The sequence below is a fragment of the Collimonas sp. GW821-FHT02H07 genome, assembly GCF_059421505.1.
Genome location: NZ_JBWKVC010000006.1, coordinates 112,184 through 130,579 on the forward strand (window position 1 = coordinate 112,184; position 18,396 = coordinate 130,579).

General features: G+C 61.3%; 14 protein-coding genes. 11 read left to right on the forward strand and 3 right to left on the reverse strand.

All coding sequences use genetic code 11. The annotated features are described in order from the left end of the window. The first annotated feature begins 69 nt into the window (after positions 1 to 69). The 9 genes from gabT (at position 70) to AC07V8_RS11575 (ending at position 13,565) form a co-directional block, all read left to right on the forward strand. Positions 70 to 1,407, forward strand: a complete 1,338-nt coding sequence (gabT, locus tag AC07V8_RS11535) for a 4-aminobutyrate--2-oxoglutarate transaminase (protein ID WP_494678408.1) — start codon at positions 70 to 72, stop codon at positions 1,405 to 1,407. A gap of 34 nt (positions 1,408 to 1,441) precedes the next feature. Beyond that, a complete protein-coding gene (locus tag AC07V8_RS11540) occupies positions 1,442 to 2,569 on the forward strand; it encodes an ABC transporter ATP-binding protein (RefSeq protein WP_494678503.1) in 1,128 nt (375 codons plus the stop codon). A gap of 52 nt (positions 2,570 to 2,621) precedes the next feature. Continuing rightward, positions 2,622 to 3,662: an ABC transporter substrate-binding protein gene (locus tag AC07V8_RS11545; RefSeq protein WP_494678407.1), complete on the forward strand. Its 1,041-nt coding sequence runs from the start codon at positions 2,622 to 2,624 to the stop codon at positions 3,660 to 3,662. Positions 3,663 to 3,769: 107 nt separating this feature from the next. After that, positions 3,770 to 5,065, forward strand: a complete 1,296-nt coding sequence (locus AC07V8_RS11550; RefSeq protein ID WP_494678406.1) for an ABC transporter permease — start codon at positions 3,770 to 3,772, stop codon at positions 5,063 to 5,065. A gap of 4 nt (positions 5,066 to 5,069) precedes the next feature. Further along, positions 5,070 to 5,903: an ABC transporter permease gene (locus tag AC07V8_RS11555; protein WP_494678405.1), complete on the forward strand. Its 834-nt coding sequence runs from the start codon at positions 5,070 to 5,072 to the stop codon at positions 5,901 to 5,903. An 81-nt stretch (positions 5,904 to 5,984) separates the two neighbouring features. Then, complete coding sequence (gene gabD / locus AC07V8_RS11560; RefSeq protein WP_494678404.1) at positions 5,985 to 7,439, forward strand: NADP-dependent succinate-semialdehyde dehydrogenase; 1,455 nt, start codon at positions 5,985 to 5,987, stop codon at positions 7,437 to 7,439. 912 nt (positions 7,440 to 8,351) lie between these two features. Then, positions 8,352 to 10,238: a S53 family peptidase gene (locus AC07V8_RS11565; RefSeq protein ID WP_494678403.1), complete on the forward strand. Its 1,887-nt coding sequence runs from the start codon at positions 8,352 to 8,354 to the stop codon at positions 10,236 to 10,238. A gap of 366 nt (positions 10,239 to 10,604) precedes the next feature. Beyond that, on the forward strand, positions 10,605 to 11,774 hold the full coding sequence (locus AC07V8_RS11570) for an MFS transporter (protein ID WP_494678502.1): 1,170 nt from the start codon (positions 10,605 to 10,607) through the stop codon (positions 11,772 to 11,774). A gap of 402 nt (positions 11,775 to 12,176) precedes the next feature. Beyond that, positions 12,177 to 13,565: a sensor histidine kinase gene (locus tag AC07V8_RS11575; RefSeq protein ID WP_494678402.1), complete on the forward strand. Its 1,389-nt coding sequence runs from the start codon at positions 12,177 to 12,179 to the stop codon at positions 13,563 to 13,565. A 58-nt stretch (positions 13,566 to 13,623) separates the two neighbouring features. Here AC07V8_RS11575 and AC07V8_RS11580 read toward each other — a convergent pair whose 3' ends face one another. Together AC07V8_RS11580 and AC07V8_RS11585 are read right to left on the reverse strand one after the other, a co-directional pair. Next, the gene (locus tag AC07V8_RS11580) at positions 13,624 to 14,091 is read right to left on the reverse strand and encodes an acyl-CoA thioesterase (protein WP_494678501.1); all 468 of its coding nucleotides are present in this window, start codon (positions 14,089 to 14,091) and stop codon (positions 13,624 to 13,626) included. Positions 14,092 to 14,291: 200 nt separating this feature from the next. Beyond that, the gene (locus AC07V8_RS11585) at positions 14,292 to 15,242 is read right to left on the reverse strand and encodes a phytanoyl-CoA dioxygenase family protein (RefSeq protein ID WP_494678401.1); all 951 of its coding nucleotides are present in this window, start codon (positions 15,240 to 15,242) and stop codon (positions 14,292 to 14,294) included. A gap of 125 nt (positions 15,243 to 15,367) precedes the next feature. Between AC07V8_RS11585 and AC07V8_RS11590 the strand changes: the two genes are divergently transcribed. After that, the gene (locus AC07V8_RS11590) at positions 15,368 to 16,222 is read left to right on the forward strand and encodes a cupin domain-containing protein (RefSeq protein WP_494678400.1); all 855 of its coding nucleotides are present in this window, start codon (positions 15,368 to 15,370) and stop codon (positions 16,220 to 16,222) included. A 49-nt stretch (positions 16,223 to 16,271) separates the two neighbouring features. Here the strand turns inward: AC07V8_RS11590 and speB are convergent, their stop codons facing one another. Then, positions 16,272 to 17,225, reverse strand: a complete 954-nt coding sequence (gene speB / locus AC07V8_RS11595) for an agmatinase (protein ID WP_494678399.1) — start codon at positions 17,223 to 17,225, stop codon at positions 16,272 to 16,274. Between the two features lie 159 nt (positions 17,226 to 17,384). Between speB and AC07V8_RS11600 the strand changes: the two genes are divergently transcribed. Beyond that, on the forward strand, positions 17,385 to 18,359 hold the full coding sequence (locus AC07V8_RS11600; protein ID WP_494678398.1) for a LysR family transcriptional regulator: 975 nt from the start codon (positions 17,385 to 17,387) through the stop codon (positions 18,357 to 18,359). Positions 18,360 to 18,396 lie beyond the last annotated feature (37 nt).

Consider the following 18,396-nt stretch of genomic DNA (forward strand, 5'->3'; position numbering starts at 1 on the left):
CCGGCCTTAGTATGCATCAAAGCCTTTCACAAAAAACGCATATCTAAGACTAAGATCTAAGGAGCCAGCATGAAAAACGACGGATATCACGCAGCCGCAGCCATCGCTAGCGTCGGCGCCAAGCCGGCAGCCAGCAATGCCGAGTTGCATCAACGCAAGAATGCCGCGACACCGCGCGGCGTCGGCGTCATGTGCGATTTCTACGCCTCGCACGCGCTCAACGCCGAGATCTGGGATGTGGAAAACCGCCGCTTCATCGACTTCGCCGCCGGCATCGCCGTGCTGAACACCGGCCACCGCCATCCCAAGCTGATCGCCGCCATGCAGCAGCAGCTCGGCAAATTCACCCACACCGCGTATCAGATCGTGCCGTACGCCAGCTATATCGAACTGGCCGAGCGCATCAATGCCATCACGCCTGGCTCTCATGCCAAGAAGACCACTTTCTTTTCCACCGGCGCCGAAGCCGTGGAAAACGCCGTCAAGATCGCCCGCGCCGCTACCGGCCGCAGCGCCGTGATTGCATTTTCCGGCGCGTTCCACGGCCGCACCATGATGGGCATGGCGCTGACCGGCAAAGTGGTGCCGTACAAGGTCGGCTTCGGGCCGTTCCCGGCCGAGGTCTACCACGTGCCGTTCCCGATCGAACTGCATGGCGTCAGCATCGAACAGTCGCTGGCAGCCTTGCAATCGCTGTTCAAGGCCGATGTCGATCCCAAGCGCGTGGCCGCCATCATCCTCGAACCGGTGCAAGGCGAGGGCGGTTTCTACGCCGCGCCGCCGGCCTTCATGCAAGCCCTGCGCAAGCTGTGCGATGAACATGGCATCCTGCTGATCGTTGACGAAGTGCAAACCGGTTTCGCCCGCACCGGCAAATTGTTTGCAATAGAACATTCCGGCGTGATCCCGGACCTGATGACGATGGCCAAGAGCCTGGCCGGCGGCATGCCTCTCTCGGCGGTCTGCGGCAAGGCGGAGATCATGGACGCGGCGGCGCCCGGCGGCCTCGGCGGCACCTACGCCGGCAATCCGCTGGCGGTGGCGTCGGCGCTGGCGGTGCTGGAAGTGATCGAAGAAGAGCAGCTGGTCGAACGCGCCAATGTGCTGGGCGGCAAGCTGAAGCAGGTATTGGAAGGCTTGCGCGCAGAGATTCCGCAGATTGCCGATATCCGCGGCCTGGGGGCGATGGTGGCGGTGGAGTTCCTGCAGCCGGGCACGCGCCAGCCGGATGCCGAGTTCACCAGGAAGGTACAGGCCGAAGCCCTCAAAAACGGCTTGCTGTTGCTGAGCTGCGGGGTCTACAGTAATGCGATCCGCTTCTTGTTTCCGTTGACCATAGAGGATAAGTTGATGGATGAAGCGCTGGCCATCCTGAGCGCCGCGATGCGCACCGTTGCGGCTGCTTGACCCCTGGCAGGAGAACGAGTTGAAACAAGAAAATATCGCCCCTCACCTGGCCTCGCCGGCACAGGCCAGCCCGCCAGCCGCGCAGGATACGCTGGTGCAGTTCTCCGGCGTCAAGAAAACCTATGACGGCGAAAACCTGGTGGTCAAGAACCTCAACCTGGATATCCAGCGCGGCGAATTCCTGACCCTGCTGGGGCCGTCCGGTTCCGGCAAGACCACCTGCCTGATGATGCTGGCCGGCTTCGAGTTTCCCACCGGCGGCGAAATCCGCCTGGATGGCCAGCTGCTCAACAAGGTGCCGCCGCACAAGCGCAATATCGGCATGGTGTTCCAGAACTATGCGCTGTTTCCGCACATGACCGTGGCGCAGAACGTTGCCTACCCGCTGCGGGTGCGCAATATGAACGGCAGCGAGCGCGCCGACAAGGTCAAGAAGGCGCTGGACATGGTGCAGATGGGCAAATTCGGCGACCGCTATCCGGCCCAGCTGTCCGGCGGCCAGCAGCAGCGTATCGCGCTGGCGCGGGCGCTGGTGTTCGACCCCAAGCTGGTGCTGATGGATGAACCGCTGGGAGCGCTCGACAAGCAGCTGCGCGAGCACATGCAGCTGGAGCTGAAAGCCTTGCACAAGCGGCTCGGCGTCACCTTCGTCTACGTCACCCACGACCAGAGCGAAGCGCTGACCATGTCGGACCGCGTAGCCGTGTTCGACCAGGGCATCATCCAGCAGCTGGCGGTGGTCGACCGTCTTTACGAATATCCGGAAAACCTGTTCGTGGCCGGCTTCATCGGCGACAACAACCGCTTCCACGGCATCCTGAACGCGGCCGAAGGCAGCAACGGCAGCGTGCGCCTGCCGCATGGCGGCGTGCTGCACGGCGTCAACGCCAACCAGGCGGAAATCGGCCAGCCGGTGGTGGCCTGCATCCGGCCCGAACGCATCCATCTGCTGCCGCTGGCCAGCGCCACCGCCAATGCCTTCCCGGTGAATGTCAGCAGCCTGATCTATTTCGGCGATCACGTGCGGGTGCGCTGCGCGATTCCGCAGCAGGAAGATTGCTTCGTCAAACTGTCGCTGAACGATCCGGCGCTGGCGGGACTGAGCGAGGGTACGGTAGTTGCATTGGACATAGATCCCAAGCATCTGCGCATCTTCATTTGACGACGCTCAACATTTAATTCGGCAATTGTTTTTCAAACCACGAGGAGACGTGATGAAAGTGTTCTTAAAACCTGTACTGAGCAGCATGGTATTGGCGCTGGCCGCAATCGGCATGGCGCAAGCCGCAGCCCTGACTCTGGTCAACTTCGGGGGCGCCAACGGCGCTGCGCAGAAGGTTGCCTACATCGATCCCTACGCCAAGGCGAGCGGCGACAAGATCACGGTGGTCGAATTCAATGGCGAGCTGGCCAAGGTCAAGGCCATGGTCGAAGCCAAGAAAGTCAGCTGGGATGTGGTCGAGGTCGACGCCGGCGATATCGGCCGTGCCTGCGAAGAAGGCTTGCTGGAAAAAATCGACTTCAGCAAGATCGGCAACAAGGCCGATTTCAGCCCGGCCGCCATCCATGAATGCGGCGTCGGCGCTTTCGTCTGGTCCACCGTGCTGGCCTACGATGCCGACAAGCTGAAAGTCGCACCGAAGACCTGGGCCGATTTCTGGGATACCAAGAAATTTCCCGGCAAGCGCGCCATGAAGAAGGGCGCCGAGTACACGTTGGAATTCGCGCTGATGGCGGACGGCGTGGCGCCGAAAGATGTCTACAAATTGCTCGGCACCAAAGCCGGCGTCGATCGCGCTTTCAAGAAGCTGGATGAGCTGAAGCCGAATATCCAGTGGTGGGAAGCCGGCGCGCAGCCGCCGCAATTCCTGGTGGCCGGCGATGTGGTGATGTCGACGGCGTTCAACGGCCGCATCGACGCCGCCCAGCGCGAAGGCAAGAACCTGAAAGTCAGCTGGATCGGCAGCATCTACACGCTCGATTTCTGGGTGATTCCAAAAGGTACGCCGAACAAGGCCGATGCCGAGAAGTTCATCGCTTTCGCCAGCAAGCCGGATTCGCAAAAGGCCTACGCCAGCAATATTTCCTACGGCCCGGTGAACAACCAGGCGCTCAAGCTGCTGGATCCGAAAACGCTGGCCAATCTGCCGACTTCGCCGACCAACGCCAAGGATGCCTTGCAGCTGAGCCTGTCGTTCTGGACTGATCATGGCGAAGAACTGGAGCAGCGTTTCACCGCCTGGGCCGCCAAGTAAGTAACAGCAGCACAGGCATGACCGCAGACCGATCACAGGCAGTTTTTCTCTATGCGACGGTTTGCGGCCGTTCCTTGCATTCATCTTTTTGCTAAAGCCGGATCATCATGACTTCTATTGCATCCTCCGCCGGCGTCAACTCCATGCCGATGGCTCCGCCTGCGGCGCCGCAGAATTCGCAGCTCAAGCGCGAACTGCGGCAGGCCCAGTTTCGCAAGCGCGCGGCGGCGCTGGCGCTGATCGCGCCGCTGGCGATTTTCCTGCTGCTGACTTTTCTGGTGCCGATCGCCATGCTGCTCAAGCGCGCCGTGGAAAATCCGGAAATCGCCACGACGTTGCCGCATACCGTCGCGGCCCTGAGCAACTGGGACCGCAAGAGCGCGCCGCCGGATGCCGCCTATGCCGGACTGGCCGACGATTTGCTGCAAGCCAAGGAAAACAGCGCCGCCGGCTCACTCGCGCGCCGCCTCAATTCGGAAATCTCCGGCGCCCGTTCGATCATCATGAAAACCGCGCGCGCCTTGCCTTTGCTGGATGCGGACGGCAAGCCGCTGCCGTCGGGACAAATCAAGCAGGCGTTGATCGATATCGATGAACAATGGGCGCAGCTGCCGTACTGGCAGGTCATCGCCAAGAACGGCTCGGCGTATTCACCGTACTACCTGCTGGCGGCGCTGGACCTGAAGCAGGACGCGTTCGGCCATATTGAAAAGGCCGACGCCAGCGCTTCGGTGTACCAAAAGATTTTCGGCCGCACCTTCTGGATGGGGCTGGTCGCCACGCTGGCTTGCCTGGTGCTCGGCTATCCGCTGGCCTATTGGCTGTCGACCATGTCGGAACGACGCGCCAACCTGTTCATAATCCTGGTGCTGATCCCGTTCTGGACCTCGATCCTGGTGCGGGTGGCGGCCTGGATCGTGCTGCTGCAGTCGGAAGGACTGGTCAACAAGGCCTTGATGGCGACCGGCCTGACGCAGGCGCCGCTGGAGCTGCTGTTCAACCGCATCGGCGTCTATATCGCCATGACGCACATCCTGCTGCCGTTCATGATCCTGCCGCTGTACAGCGTGATGAAGGCGATCCCGCCGACCTATATGCGGGCCGCGGTGTCGCTCGGCAGCCATCCGTTCGCCGCGTTCTGGCGCGTGTATGTGCCGCAGACTTATCCCGGCATCGGCGCCGGCGCCTTGCTGGTGTTTATCCTCTCGGTCGGCTATTACATCACACCGGCCTTGCTGGGCGGGCCGAACGAACAGATGGTCAGCTATTACATCGCCTATTTCACCAATGTCACCATCAACTGGGGCATGGCTTGCGCGCTCGGCGCCTTGCTGTTTGCTGCGACGCTGGTGCTGTACGGCGTGTATCGCCGCTTCACCAAGAACGACGTCGCGATGGGGTAATCAGATGAAAATATTTCCGCAGTTCCCGCCCTATGTCTCTTTGACCGAACGCGTCTGGTTTTTCTTTTCGCGCGGCTTCAACCTGCTGGTGCTGCTGTTCCTGCTGCTGCCGATACTGGTGATCATTCCGCTGTCGTTCAGCGACAGCACTTTCCTGGTATATCCGATCCACGGTTTTTCCATGCGCTGGTATCAAAACCTGGTGCACTCGGATGAATGGGTCAGCGCTGCCAGGAACAGTTTCATCGTCGCGCCATTGGCGACTGTGCTGGCGACCATCCTCGGCACGCTGGCCGCGGTCGGCTTGAACAAGGCCGATTTCCGCGGCAAGGGTTTACTGATGGCGGTGCTGATCTCGCCCATGGTGGTGCCGGTAGTGGTGGTTGGCGTCGGCGTCTATCTGTTCTTTGCGCAGATCGGCTTGTCCGACAGCTATACCGGCCTGATACTGGCGCATGCCGCGCTGGGCGCGCCGTTCGTGGTGACGACGGTGCTGGCTACCCTGCAGGGTTTCAACCAGAATCTGGTGCGCGCCAGCCTCAGCCTGGGCGCCAATCCGCTCTCGACCTTCTTCCGCATTACCTTGCCGGTGATCGCGCCGGGTTTGATCTCCGGCGCCTTGTTTGCCTTCGCCACTTCGTTCGACGATGTGGTGGTAACCTTGTTTGTCGCCGGTCCCGGACAAGCCACGCTGCCGCGCCAGATGTTTACCGGCATCAAGGAAAACATCAGTCCGACCATCGCCGCGCTGGCTACCATCCTGATCGTGTTTTCGACCTGCCTGTTGCTGGTGCTGGAGTGGATACGCGGGCGCAACAAGGCGCTCGCCAAGATATAGCCTCTGGCCGTTGGCCACCGCTTTCCGGCCGGCATATCGCAGCCCGATACGCCGGTCTTCCCCGTTCATAGGAGTTACCTCGTGATGAAATTAAAAGATCCCTCATTGTTCCGCCAGCAAGCCTATGTGAATGGCGAATGGTGCAACGCCGATGGCGGCGCTACGCATGCGGTCACCAATCCGGCCACCGGCGAAACCATCGGCAGCGTGCCGCTGATGGGCGCCGCCGAGACCAGGCGCGCGATCGCCGCCGCCAATGAGGCCTGGCGCCTGTGGCGGCGCAAGACGGCCAAGGAACGCAGCATCATCCTGCGCAAATGGAACGACCTGATGCTGGCCAATCTGGACGACCTTGCGCTGATCATGACCACCGAGCAAGGCAAGCCGCTGGCCGAGTCGCGTGGTGAAATCGCCTACGCTGCCTCGTTCATCGAGTGGTTTGCGGAAGAGGGCAAGCGTGCCGGCGGCGACACTATTCCATCGCCGACTCCGGGCACGCGCATCGTGGTGGTGAAGGAACCGATCGGCGTGTGCGCGGCCATCACGCCGTGGAACTTCCCGGCAGCGATGATTACTCGCAAGGCCGGCCCTGCGCTGGCGGCCGGCTGCACCATGGTGCTCAAGCCGGCGGAGTCGACGCCGTTCTCGGCGCTGGCGCTGGCGGTGCTGGCCGAACGTGCCGGCATCCCGCCCGGCGTGTTCAGCGTGGTGACCGGCGCCGCGCGTGAAATCGGCGCGGAAATGACCGGCAATCCAATCGTGCGCAAGCTGACTTTCACCGGTTCCACCGGCGTCGGCCGACTGCTGATGGAACAGTGCGCCGCCACCGTCAAGAAACTGTCGCTGGAACTGGGCGGCAACGCGCCGTTCATCGTGTTTGACGACGCCGACCTGGATGCCGCGGTAGAAGGCGCGATGGCGTCCAAGTACCGCAACGCCGGACAAACCTGCGTCTGCGCCAATCGCCTGTACGTGCAGGACGGCGTCTACGATGCTTTCGCCGCCAAGCTGGTGGCTGCCGTAGCGCGGCTGAAAGTCGGCAACGGCCTGCAGGAAGGCGTCACCCAGGGCCCGCTGATCGACGAAAAGGCGGTGCTCAAGGTTGAGCAGCACATCGCCGATGCGCTGGCGAAAGGCGCGCGCCTGCTGGCCGGCGGCAAGCGCCATGCGCTCGGCCACAGCTTCTTCGAGCCGACCGTGCTGGCCGACGTGACGGCCGGCATGATGGTGGCGCGTGAGGAAACCTTCGGCCCGATGGCGCCGCTGTTTCGCTTCAAGACGGACGAGGAAGCGGTGGCGCTGGCCAACGATACCGAATTCGGACTCGCCAGCTATTTCTACTCGCGCGACATCGGCCGCATCTGGCGCGTTGCCGAAGGCCTGGAGAGCGGCATGGTGGGCATCAACACCGGTCTGATTTCCAATGAAGTCGCACCATTCGGGGGCGTCAAGCAATCCGGCCTGGGCCGCGAGGGATCGAAGTATGGGATAGAGGATTACCAGGTGATCAAATATTTATGCATGGGCGGTATCTGATCAGCAGCTGACAGACAGCAAGTGCACATTCGTCCGCGGTGATATCGACCAGGTGCGATCGCCGCAGATCCATTACGCCCGCTCGCGGGCAGTGCTTATTGCGTGAAAACAGATTGTTTTAAAAAGCAGTTTCATGCGTTCGGAAGATGTAAATGCTGTTCTGCACTATCAAATCAACATGGCATTTTTCAATCTGAAAATGCACCATAATGCAGCAGCCTGAAAAGCCCGCAAGCCAGTATTCATGCGGCTTTTCAGCCTGGCACCCCATGTATATTCCTGTATTTAAATATATCTTTCTGTATCCTGCGGGGCTGCGGATTTTTCCGATTTTTTTAAGATGAAACAAATTGTAAAAACGGGTAAGTAAATATTGCAGCATGGAAATTTAAGACTTATGCTGGGGCCGTAATTTGCAATTTCAGACAGGCGGAGAAACAGATTTTTTTGCAGCGACACTTACCCCACAAGCGTAATGCTGTCGTATCGATGGTCCTTAAAAGGGAATAGTGATGACCGGCATGACGTCTTTGGAACTGACAGTGTTTCTGCAGTCGCAATCCGAACATTCTCTGGATGCTTATCATCCGCTCTTCTTCCAGATTCCGGCACAGCTTGCGCGATCGCCAAAGATCACGCAGCGGCCGTCCCAATAACGAACTAGCAGTTCGTTAACACCGCGTCGCAAAAAAGCGGCGCAAATCAGACGCTAGGCATATCCACCGCAAGGCCGCTTTTTGCAAGCCGATGGTTTCGCACATCTGTCGTTTGTGCCTGCCCATGATTCCAGGCTGCAGGGAGGCTGCATCGCGCATGCATCGCAATCCGGGTGTATGGCGAGGTGCGCCCAAGCGTTGTCGCAAGCTGTTTCCACGTTGTTTCCATGTTGCTTACTTTAAGAGGAAGAAGAAGATGAAATCGAAGGCATCAGCAGCAAAAGCAGGGGACTTTGCGCTCCCGCGCGTTTCAGCACTGGCAGTGGCGCTCTCCCTGGCATGTATCGGCATGGCGGCGCAGGCCGCCACCGATACCTCAAGCTGGGTATCGACCAAGACCGAGGCGTTCCTGCCGCGGGTGCAGACGCACGACAGCAACGGCCTTGCCGTCACCGCCGACCAGATCGCGGTCGACATGGCGCAAGGTGAAGAGAAGAGCGTCACCGTCAGCCTGCAGCTGCGCAACAAGGCGCAGCTGGACAACTTCGTCAAAGAACTCTACACGCCAGGCAGTCCGGTGTTTCACAAGTTCCTGACGCCGGCGCAGTTCGCCGAGCAGTATTCGCCTACGCAGGCGCAAGTGGACGCCGTCACCGCGCACTTGAGCAAAGCCGGCTTCAAGAATATCAGCGTCAGTTCGAATCGCTTGCTGGTGAGCGCCGACGGCACCGCCGCCACCATCAAGCAGGCGTTCAACACTTCCCTGAAACGCTTTACGCATGAAGGCCGCGACGTGTACGCCAATGAAACGGCCGCCCAGGTGCCGCCGGAACTGGGGACCATCATCGGCTCGGTGCTGGGCCTGCAAAATGCGGCGATCCACCACGTGACGCACAGCGGCGTGCATGGCGCCCAAAAGAGCATCGTGCAAGCTGCCGCCGGCACGCAGACATCGCACACGCCGGTGCAATACCCGGGGATCTATAACGCCGTCACCACGCCGGCCGCTTCCAACGCGGTGGTCGGCACGATCTCCGAAGGCGACATGACGTACACCCTGAACGATTTCCAGACCTTCCTCAACAATAACCCGAGCTTGCCGAAACTGACGCCTACCGTGGTCTACGTCGGCGGCCAGACTTCCGACGAGTCCGGCGAAGTCGAATGGGCGCTGGACAGCCAGGTGATCTACGGCGCCGCGGGCGGCGTCAAGCAACTGATTTTCTACACTGCCACATCGATGCAAGATGCGCCGCTGAACGCTGCCTATAACGCTGCCGTGACCGCCAACGTCGCCAGCGTGGTCAACGTGTCGCTGGGCGAGTGCGAGGCTTCGGCCAAGGCTTCCGGCGCGCAAGCGGCGGATGACGCCGTGTTTGAACAAGGCGTAGCGCAAGGGATCACCTTCTCGGTCGCCTCCGGCGATGCCGGTCCTTACAACTGCGATACCGATTCGCAAGGCAATCCCGGCGTGGCGAACACTACCACCAAGAAAAAGACTTATGACGTCAGCGAGCCTGCCAGCTCGCCGTATGTGGTTGCGGTGGGCGGCACAGCGTTGTTCACGACTTCGGCCGGCGCCTATAACGGCCAGGCAGTGTGGAATGAAGGCACAGCGGCCACCGGCGTCGGCAGCGCCGTGCGTATCTGGTCTTCCGGCGGCGGCTTCAGCAAGTATGAGACCGCGCCAAGCTGGCAGACTGCAAGCATCGTCGGCAGCGGCCACACCACGCGTGGTCTGCCTGATATCGTATTCGATGCGGCCTCGGCCAGCGGCACCTACATCTACGTCACTGCCGCCAACAACGGCGGCACCTCGGCCGGCGTGGTCGGCGGCACCAGCATGGCGGCGCCGATGTTCGCCGGCTTCTGGTCGCGCCTGGAGTCGGCGCACGGCAATAACCTGGGCTTCCCTAGCTCGGCCTTGTACGCGGCGATTCCATCGAACGCGAATCTGGTGTTCCCTGTGACCAGCGCCACGGTGGACGGCGACGCTATCGAATACAACGGCTGGAGCGCAACGTATCCAGGGATGAAGGCCGCTGCATCCGGATGGAGCGCCGCGACAGGCTTCGGCAGCTTGAACGTCGATAACCTGAACGCCTACATCACGGCCAACCCGACAGTTTTCCCGGCCAAATAAGGGAAACGCCAGGCGGCCCTGCCGGGATCTGGCAGGGGCGGCAGGGCCGCGATCCGATGTCATCGCTTATGCGCTACAGCGTATAGCGCAGCAATAGCATCTTTATGGGTCAATGCCTCTCGGGCTTGCGAAAGCTGGGGAGGCATTTTTTTATTCCTGGCAGCGCCGCCTGCCGCCCGCTTTTTATCGCAAAAATCCAACACTTTTCACGTTCGCTGCCAGATTTCATCGCACAAATCTGGTAGCGCTAACACAAATAAACCGCGATTGCTATAATGTTGCTTCGCACCATGGTTCCCGGTGCGCGCCTTTGACTGCCGCGCAATTCCTGCAATTCGGCGGTTCCATTTCCGGACGATCATCATGCTGTCTTTGCCCCTATTTGCCCTTGCTGTTGCCGCTTTCGGCATCGGTACGACGGAGTTCGTCATCATGGGCCTGCTGCCCGACGTGGCGCGCGATCTGGGGGTGACCATTCCGGCGGCAGGGATGCTGGTGACCGGCTATGCGCTGGGCGTCACCATCGGCGCGCCCATCGTCGCCATCGCCACCGCCAACATGCCGCGCCGCACGGCGCTGCTGAGCCTGATCGGTCTGTTCATCATCGGCAACGTGCTGTGCGCCTTGTCGCCGAACTACGCGGTGCTGATGCTGGCGCGGGTGGTGACGGCGTTTTGCCACGGCGCGTTTTTCGGCATCGGCTCGGTGGTGGCGGCCGGCCTGGTGCCGCCGAACCGGCGCGCGCAGGCGATCGCCCTGATGTTCGCTGGCCTGACCCTGGCCAATGTGCTGGGCGTGCCGTTCGGCACCGCGCTCGGCCAGCAGCTGGGCTGGCGTTCGACCTTCTGGGCGGTGACGGTGATCGGCGTGCTGGCGGCGCTGGCGCTGGCACTGTGGCTGCCGAAGAAGATCGACATGCAAAAGACCAGCCTGCTGCAGGAATTCGCCGTGCTCAAGGACCGGCAAGTGGTGATGGTGCTGGCGATCAGCGCGCTGGCCTCGGCCAGCCTGTTTTCCGTATTCACCTACATCACGCCGATCCTGGAAGACGTCACCGGGCTGACCCCGCATGCGGTGACCCTGGTGCTGCTGGTGTTCGGCCTCGGCCTGACCGTGGGCAGCGCGCTCGGCGGCAAGCTGGCCGACTGGCGCCTGCTGCCGTCGCTGATCGGTTTCCTGGTGGCGCTGGCGCTGGTCCTGACGGTGTTTACCCTGACCATGCGCACGCCCTTGCCGGCAGTGGTCACGATTTTTGTCTGGGGCGTGCTGGCCTTTGCGATTGTGCCGCCGCTGCAGGTGCTGGTGGTGGAGCGCGCCAGCGCGGCGCCGAACCTGGCGTCGACCCTGAACCAGGGCGCCTTCAACCTGGGCAACGCCGGCGGCGCCTGGTTTGGCGGCATGGCGATCGGCGCCGGTTTCCAGCTGACCACCTTGCCCTATGTCGGCGTGGCGCTGGTAGCGCTGGCGCTCGGCCTGACCCTGTGGTCGGCATCGATAGAGCGCAACAGCGGCCTGGCGATGACGCCTAGCGAATAAGCAGGACAGCCTCGCCGCGTCTTTTTCCTTGTTTTTCTGATATTCTTCCAGACGGTTTCAACTGCCTGGCGCGCCGGGCTCCCTGCCGGCGGATAATCCCGCCGCGCCCCGAATCCCGGGGCGCAATTGATCGGATCACCGCTATACCGAATTTGCATTATTATTATTTTTTATCCATGGCTGCCATACGCCTTGCTGTCCGTTGGCGGCCGCGGTAAAGCGATCCTGGATAAAATGGTTTGCGCCAAAATCTTGCCTCAAAGCAAGAACGGCTGTAAATTTACTGATTCGAGCAAAGAAGGACCCAGTTCTCGCAGCGTATGCGCCGAGCCACGCCAGGCAGCCGTCATTGCATGGCATCGGCGCACTTTATAGCCTAAGCATTCATCCGGATCGTCGTCCATGTATTCGATACTGCCCGCAGTCGTTGCTTCGATCTTCCTGGCCTACGGCCTGTACGTGGTATGCACCAAGGGTTTCACGCGCATCGGCATCAGCTTCCTGGTGCTGTGCATTACCTCGGCATTCTGGCAAGGCACCTGGGCCTTCCTGTTTACCTTGCGCGATCCGCACATGGCGATGTTCGTGGTGAAGTTCGGCTACCTGCTGATCCTGTTCCTGCCGACCAGCCTCTACCATTTCCTCACCGAGATCTGCGAACGCACCACGGAGCGCAAGTACGTCTATGCCTCCTACGCTTTCGCCGCCGTCCTGGCGATTTTCCTGCTGGGATCGGATCTGCTGGTGTCCGGCTACTACCAGTATTTCTGGGGTTACTACCCAAAGGCCGGGCTGCTGCATCCGCTGCACGTGCTGCAAACGGTCATCGTGGTGAACCGCGGGCTGTACATCACCTACCGCGAGCAGCAGGTGGCCGAACTCGGCAAACGCATCAAGATGCGCCTGTGCATAGGCGCGATACTGATTTACTTCTTCGCCGCCGTCGATTACCTGTGCAACTACGGCATCGAATTCTATCCGCCCGGCGTCCTGTTCATCGCGGTCAGCCTGGGCGTCATGTCGGTCGCCATCGTCCGCCATCACCTGCTGGACCCGATGACCGTCGCCAGCACGGTCGGCCATGAAATGCGCACGCCGCTGACGTCGATCCGCATGCTGGCGAAGGGCATGGAGCAGTCCCTGCCGACCTTGCTGGAGGGCTACCGGCTGGCGGTGGAACACGGTCTGCTGGCGCCGTCGATCAGGCCGGATACGGTCAAGCAGCTGTCGAAGGCCACCAATTCGATTACACAGGAAGTCGACCGCACGACGGTGGTGATCGACATGATGCTGGCCTCGGCCAAGCTGGATCGCATCGATACTGACGCCTTTGCCAACTACTCGGTGGTGCAGCTGGTCGACGAGGCGCTGGAGCGCTATCCCTTCGAGAGGGGCGAGCGCGCCAAGATCTACCTGGCTGTCATGGAGGATTACGCATTCTTCGGTTCGGACCGGCTGTTCGTGTTTGTCCTGTTCAACCTGCTGAAGAATTCCCTGTACGCGCTGAAGGCGGCATCCAAGGGCGAGATCAGCATCTCGACCACGCGCGCGGGGAAATTCAATGTCCTCTGCTTTACCGACACCGGCGCCGGCATCGCCGCCAATGTCCTGCCGCATATTTTCGACGCCCACTATACGACCAAGAAGGGCGCCGGTTCCGGCATCGGACTGGCGTTCTGCCATCAGGTGATGGCGGTGTTCGGCGGCAGCATCCGCTGCGAATCGGCAGCCGGCGAATATACGCGCTTCACGCTGGAATTCCCGGCGGTTGCGGCGGTCGCGCAGGCCTAGCGTCGCGACACTAGGCCTGCAGGCCGCCCGGACGAACCGGACGGCCGCGCCCTCGGTCCTAGCTGGAGAGCAGTGCTACCGTTCTTGGGTTTTCATACTGCCGGATTTTTTCGAGGATGTGCTCCGGCAAGCGGCTGATCTTCTTGTCCTTGTTGGCGAAGACGATCTGCTGATGGCCGGTGGACACCAGTCTTCCTTCCACAAAAAATTGAAACAATAAGGAAAACGAGCATTGCTTGATGGCGGCCGTGCTGACTTCGCACTCCACCTTCTGGAAGGCAAAGGTCTCGTGGATATATTTCTGCTGTGCGTCCTTGGTGATGAATACGCCCAGCGGCGCCAGCATGTCGGCGGAAATGCATTCGAAGAACCAACGCTCGCGGCAGATGCCTTGCCATTCAAAGTAGCGGGCAAAGTAGATATTGCCGGTGGCGTTGGAATCCTTCAGGTAAATGTCAATCGAGTGCCGGAAGATCTTAGGTGAAAGGGGCGATGAGGCACCGTGGGAAAACATGGTCGATGTCATCCCGGCTTCTTGAAACAGCGATGTTTTTTGTAGCGTGGTAGTCATAGAAGCTCCATAAGTATCAAAACGTTCACAAATGAACAATGACCGCCTCCGACCATTCAGAGGGCAATCATTTCATTGTTAGTTTTTTTTTATCAGAGCCGCAACGAACGATATCGCTACCAGTCGCACCATATGCGACCGCGCCCGCGTATGGCTTACCAGTTGCGCAGGCCGAGGATTTTTTCACCCAGTTCGCTCAGCTGCGCCAGCGGATAGCGAGTTTTTTCCCATTCGCGCGGATCGCCGGGAAAGGCATAGCTGTCCGGCGGCGTGCGCTGGCGCCAGCTGTCGAGCCGCCATTGCCGCAAGTCGGTCTGCTCTTCGCGCGCCGGCGTGAACGCGATGTACTGCGCCAGCCGCACCTGGTCGGCCGATGTGTTCGGCCGGATGCCGTGCGCCAGCAGGCTGTTGAAGATCAGCAGGTCGCCGGCTTTCATCGGAATGAATTTCACTTCCCACGGTAGCGATGCCACTTCCGGACGCCAGGGATTGCGGTCCTTGGGCGCGCTCTTGCGCCATGCGCTGAAGTGCTGGAACAGCTCCGGGATGCATTGGAAGCCGCCGCCTTCCGGCGTGGTGTCGGACAGCGCCAGTACGCCCTGGACGTTGACCGGCAGCGGCTCGACCGAGGTATCGGCATCCCAGTGGATGAAGCCGCCGAAGCGGCGCGCGCCCTGGTTCGGCGTATTCAGGTTGGCGCGGTCTATGGTTACCCACAGGTCTTCGCGATCCCAGATGTCGACGAAGGCATCGACCACGCGCGGCGTCTGGCGATTGTCCCAGAAGGTCTGGTGGTGATAGGCCTCGACCATGCCGGAACCGTTCAGCTCGGTCATTTCATGATCGCGCAGCTGCGCCCGGTTCCAGGTCTCGGGCGCATGCGGATCGAGCTCCTGGAACTCCCACAGGAAATCGGCGGTGCGCTGCACCTGTGCGGCGCTGACGGCATTCCTGACGATCACATAGCCGTAGGTTTGCCAGTGATAGAAATCGGAGGCGGTCAGCACCCGCAGCGGCAGGGTTTTGCGGATGTCGCGCAGTTGCGCCTGGTCGGGATACAGCACGGACGGGTTGCTGAGGCGTTGTTCCGCTTGGGGCTGGTTCATGGAATCTCCGTATCGGTTTTATAGGGCGGGGCAGTTCGATTCTGCGCCCGCCCCCGGTGGGAGATTTCACCGCAAATGCCGCTTATTGATACTATTCTGATGTTATTGCTCAACTTAAGGTCAGTATGCGACCGCAATACGAACATCTCAGCCTGTCCCCCGGACAGTCCTGGCGGCTGCTGTGGCGTGAGCTGCCCGAACTGCCTTTCCTATGGCACTACCATCCGGAATTCGAACTGACCCTGACTTTGAACGCGCGCGGGCAGCGCTATGTCGGCGACCACCTGGCCGATTTCGCGGATGGCGACCTGATCTTGCTCGGTCCGAACCTGCCGCACACCTGGTCGGCCAGTGAACGCATTGCTCCCGAGCGGCAGATGCTGGCGGTGGTGGTGTGGTTTTCGAAGGACTGGCTGGTGCAGCTGCAAACCAGCCTGCCGGAACTGGCCGGGCTGCTGCAGCTGGGCAAGCGCGCCGACCGCGGCTTGCAGTTCTCGGCGGAGATAGCGGACGGCGCCAGGCCCCTGATGCTGCGCATGGAGAAACTAGCGCCGGCGCAGCGCTTGCCCTTGTTGCTGGAACTATTGCTGCTGCTGGCGCAAGATCAGCAGGCGCGGCCGCTGGCGTCGGTGGCGTCGGCTTCGATCGCGGTCGATGCGCAGCGCCAGCGCATGGGCAAGGTGCTGGATTACCTGCACGACAATTTCCAGACGGCGGTTCCGCTGGGGCTGCTGGCCGAAAGGGCAGCGCTCTCGGTGGGGGCGTTTCATCGCTTTTTCAAACGCCATACCCAGCTCACCGTGACCGCTTACCTGGCCCAGCTGAGAATCGGCAGCGCCTGCCAGCAACTGATCCAGACCGACAAGGCGATAGGCGTGATCGCGCAGGAAGCCGGCTACCGCAACCTGGCCCATTTCAACCGCCAGTTTCGCGCGGCCAAGGGTGTCAGTCCGCGCGATTTCAAGAAGAGATATCGATAAATACTGGCTTGAAGCGAGTGCCAGCGCTTACTTTATCGCGGCGAAATTATCAGCGGCGCGGCACGCCAGGCAGCACGCACAGCATCTCGTACGCCAGGTTGGCACCCAGCAAAGCGGTGGTGCCGAGCGGATCGTACGGCGGCGATACCTCCACCAGATCGGCGCCGACGATGTCCAGGCCCCAGGCGCCGCGGATGATTTCCAGCGCCTGCGGCACGGTCAGGCCGGCGATTTCCGGGGTGCCGGTGCCGGGCGCGTAAGCCGGATCGATGCCGTCGATATCGAAACTCAGGTACACCGGACCGCCGGCCACGCGGGCCCGCACTTCCTCCATCAGCGGCGCCAGCGACTTGTTCCAGCATTCTTCCACCTGCACCACCTTGAAACCCTGGTCGCGGCACCAGTCGAAATCTTCCGCTGTATAACCGGTGCCGCGCAAGCCGATCTGCACCACGCGCCGGCAATCCAGCAAGCCTTCTTCGACGGCGCGGCGGAATGGCGTGCCATGCGCAATCTTTTCGCCGAACATGGTGTCGTTGACATCGGCATGGGCATCGACATGGATCAGGCCGATCTTGCCGTATTTGCGATGCAGCGCGCGCAGGATGGGCAGCGCGATGGTATGGTCGCCGCCCAGCGAAATCGGACGGCAGCCGGAGGCGACGATGCCGTCGTAGGCATTTTCGATCAGCCGGATCGAATCGAGCAGGTTATACGGATTGATGGCGACGTCGCCCAGGTCGGCCACGCGCAAGGCATCGAAGGGCGCCGCCCGGGTCGCCATGTTGTAAGGCCGCAGCAGCACCGATTCGCTGCGGATCTGGCGCGGGCCGAAACGGGCGCCGGAGCGGTTCGAGGTGCCGAGGTCGAACGGCACGCCGACGAAGCCGGCGTCCAGTCCGGCGCTGCTGGCCACATGCGGCAAGCGCATCATGGTGGCGATGCCGCCGAAACGCGGCATGTCGTTGCCGCCTAGCGGCTGGTAAAGTGGGGTTTCCGACATGATGGTCTCCGGGGCGGGGAAGGGCGCGACGTTAGAAATGGCTTGTGACGGCTACTCTAGCGGCAAACCACTTTATTAAAAATCAGTGTAATGATGTGTTTACATTGATTACGATAGATGTATGATCGATCTGATCCCCGCCCCCTCCCGCCGCCAAGCATGCTCAACCAGCTATCCGATCTCGACCTGCGCCTGATCCGTGTTTTTCTGTCGGTGCTGGATGCCGGCGGCATTTCCGCCGCCCAGACCACGTTGAATGTCAGCCAGTCCACCATCAGCACCCAGCTGGCGACGCTGGAAACACGGCTCGGCTTTCGCCTGTGCGAGCGCGGCCGCGCCGGTTTCCGCCTGACCCCACGCGGCGAGCAGTTCGCGTTGAGCAGCCGCCGCCTGATCGAAAATATCGACCACTTTTGCCTGAATGCGCGGCAGATCGGCCGCAAGCTGGCCGGCAAGCTTCAACTGGGCCTGATCGGCCACGCCGCCATCAGCGCCAATGCCCGCCTGAGCCAGGCCATCGCCAGGTTCCGCGCCAGGGACGAGGCGGTGACCTTGTCGCTGGCGGTGCTGGCGCCGGGCCAGCTTGAGGAAGAAGTGATCAACGGCCGGCTCGATCTCGGCATCGGCTACTTCTGGCATCGTTTGCCGAACCTGGAATATGTGCCGCTGTATTCAGAGCATCAGGTAGCGTATTGCGCCGCCGGCCATCCGCTGTTCGGGCAGGCCGGCAAGCTGAGCCGGGCCGCGGTGGCCGAACACGACTGGGTCTGGCGCAGCTATCCCTTGCCGGAAGCCGATGGCGCGGACGGTGGTTTTGCGCCGGCGCGCGTGACTGCCCTGGCCGACAATATGGAAGCGGTCGCGGTGTTGCTGCTGTCGGGCCGGCATCTCGGTTTTCTGCCGGAGCATTTTGCCGCGCCGCTGGTGGAGCAGGGATTGCTGGCGCCGCTGCATCCCACGGTGCTGTGCTATGACGTCACCCTGCACATGGTGCTGCGGCGCCAGTCCAGCCGCGGCGAAGTGCTGCAAGCCTTCCTCGATGACCTGGTCGCGGCGCACCGGGCGGCGCGCAGCTTGACCGGCCCTGATACCGCTCATATGGCAAAGCGTTGCCGCAGCCGGGGCTTAGGATGAGATAATGGGCTGTTATCACACGCATTCATACTGCCTC

Excerpts from the sequence above, each read along its gene's own strand:
- AC07V8_RS11550 (WP_494678406.1), top strand. The coding sequence starts at position 3,770 with ATGACTTCTATTGCATCCTCCGCCGGCGTCAACTCCATGCCGATGGCT.
- AC07V8_RS11555 (WP_494678405.1), top strand. The coding sequence starts at position 5,070 with ATGAAAATATTTCCGCAGTTCCCGCCCTATGTCTCTTTGACCGAACGC.
- AC07V8_RS11600 (WP_494678398.1), top strand. The coding sequence starts at position 17,385 with ATGCTCAACCAGCTATCCGATCTCGACCTGCGCCTGATCCGTGTTTTT.
- AC07V8_RS11575 (WP_494678402.1), top strand. The coding sequence starts at position 12,177 with ATGTATTCGATACTGCCCGCAGTCGTTGCTTCGATCTTCCTGGCCTAC.
- speB (WP_494678399.1), bottom strand. The coding sequence starts at position 17,225 with ATGTCGGAAACCCCACTTTACCAGCCGCTAGGCGGCAACGACATGCCG.
- AC07V8_RS11565 (WP_494678403.1), top strand. The coding sequence starts at position 8,352 with ATGAAATCGAAGGCATCAGCAGCAAAAGCAGGGGACTTTGCGCTCCCG.
- AC07V8_RS11590 (WP_494678400.1), top strand. The coding sequence starts at position 15,368 with ATGCGACCGCAATACGAACATCTCAGCCTGTCCCCCGGACAGTCCTGG.
- AC07V8_RS11545 (WP_494678407.1), top strand. The coding sequence starts at position 2,622 with ATGAAAGTGTTCTTAAAACCTGTACTGAGCAGCATGGTATTGGCGCTG.
- AC07V8_RS11585 (WP_494678401.1), bottom strand. The coding sequence starts at position 15,242 with ATGAACCAGCCCCAAGCGGAACAACGCCTCAGCAACCCGTCCGTGCTG.
- gabT (WP_494678408.1), top strand. The coding sequence starts at position 70 with ATGAAAAACGACGGATATCACGCAGCCGCAGCCATCGCTAGCGTCGGC.
- AC07V8_RS11580 (WP_494678501.1), bottom strand. The coding sequence starts at position 14,091 with ATGACATCGACCATGTTTTCCCACGGTGCCTCATCGCCCCTTTCACCT.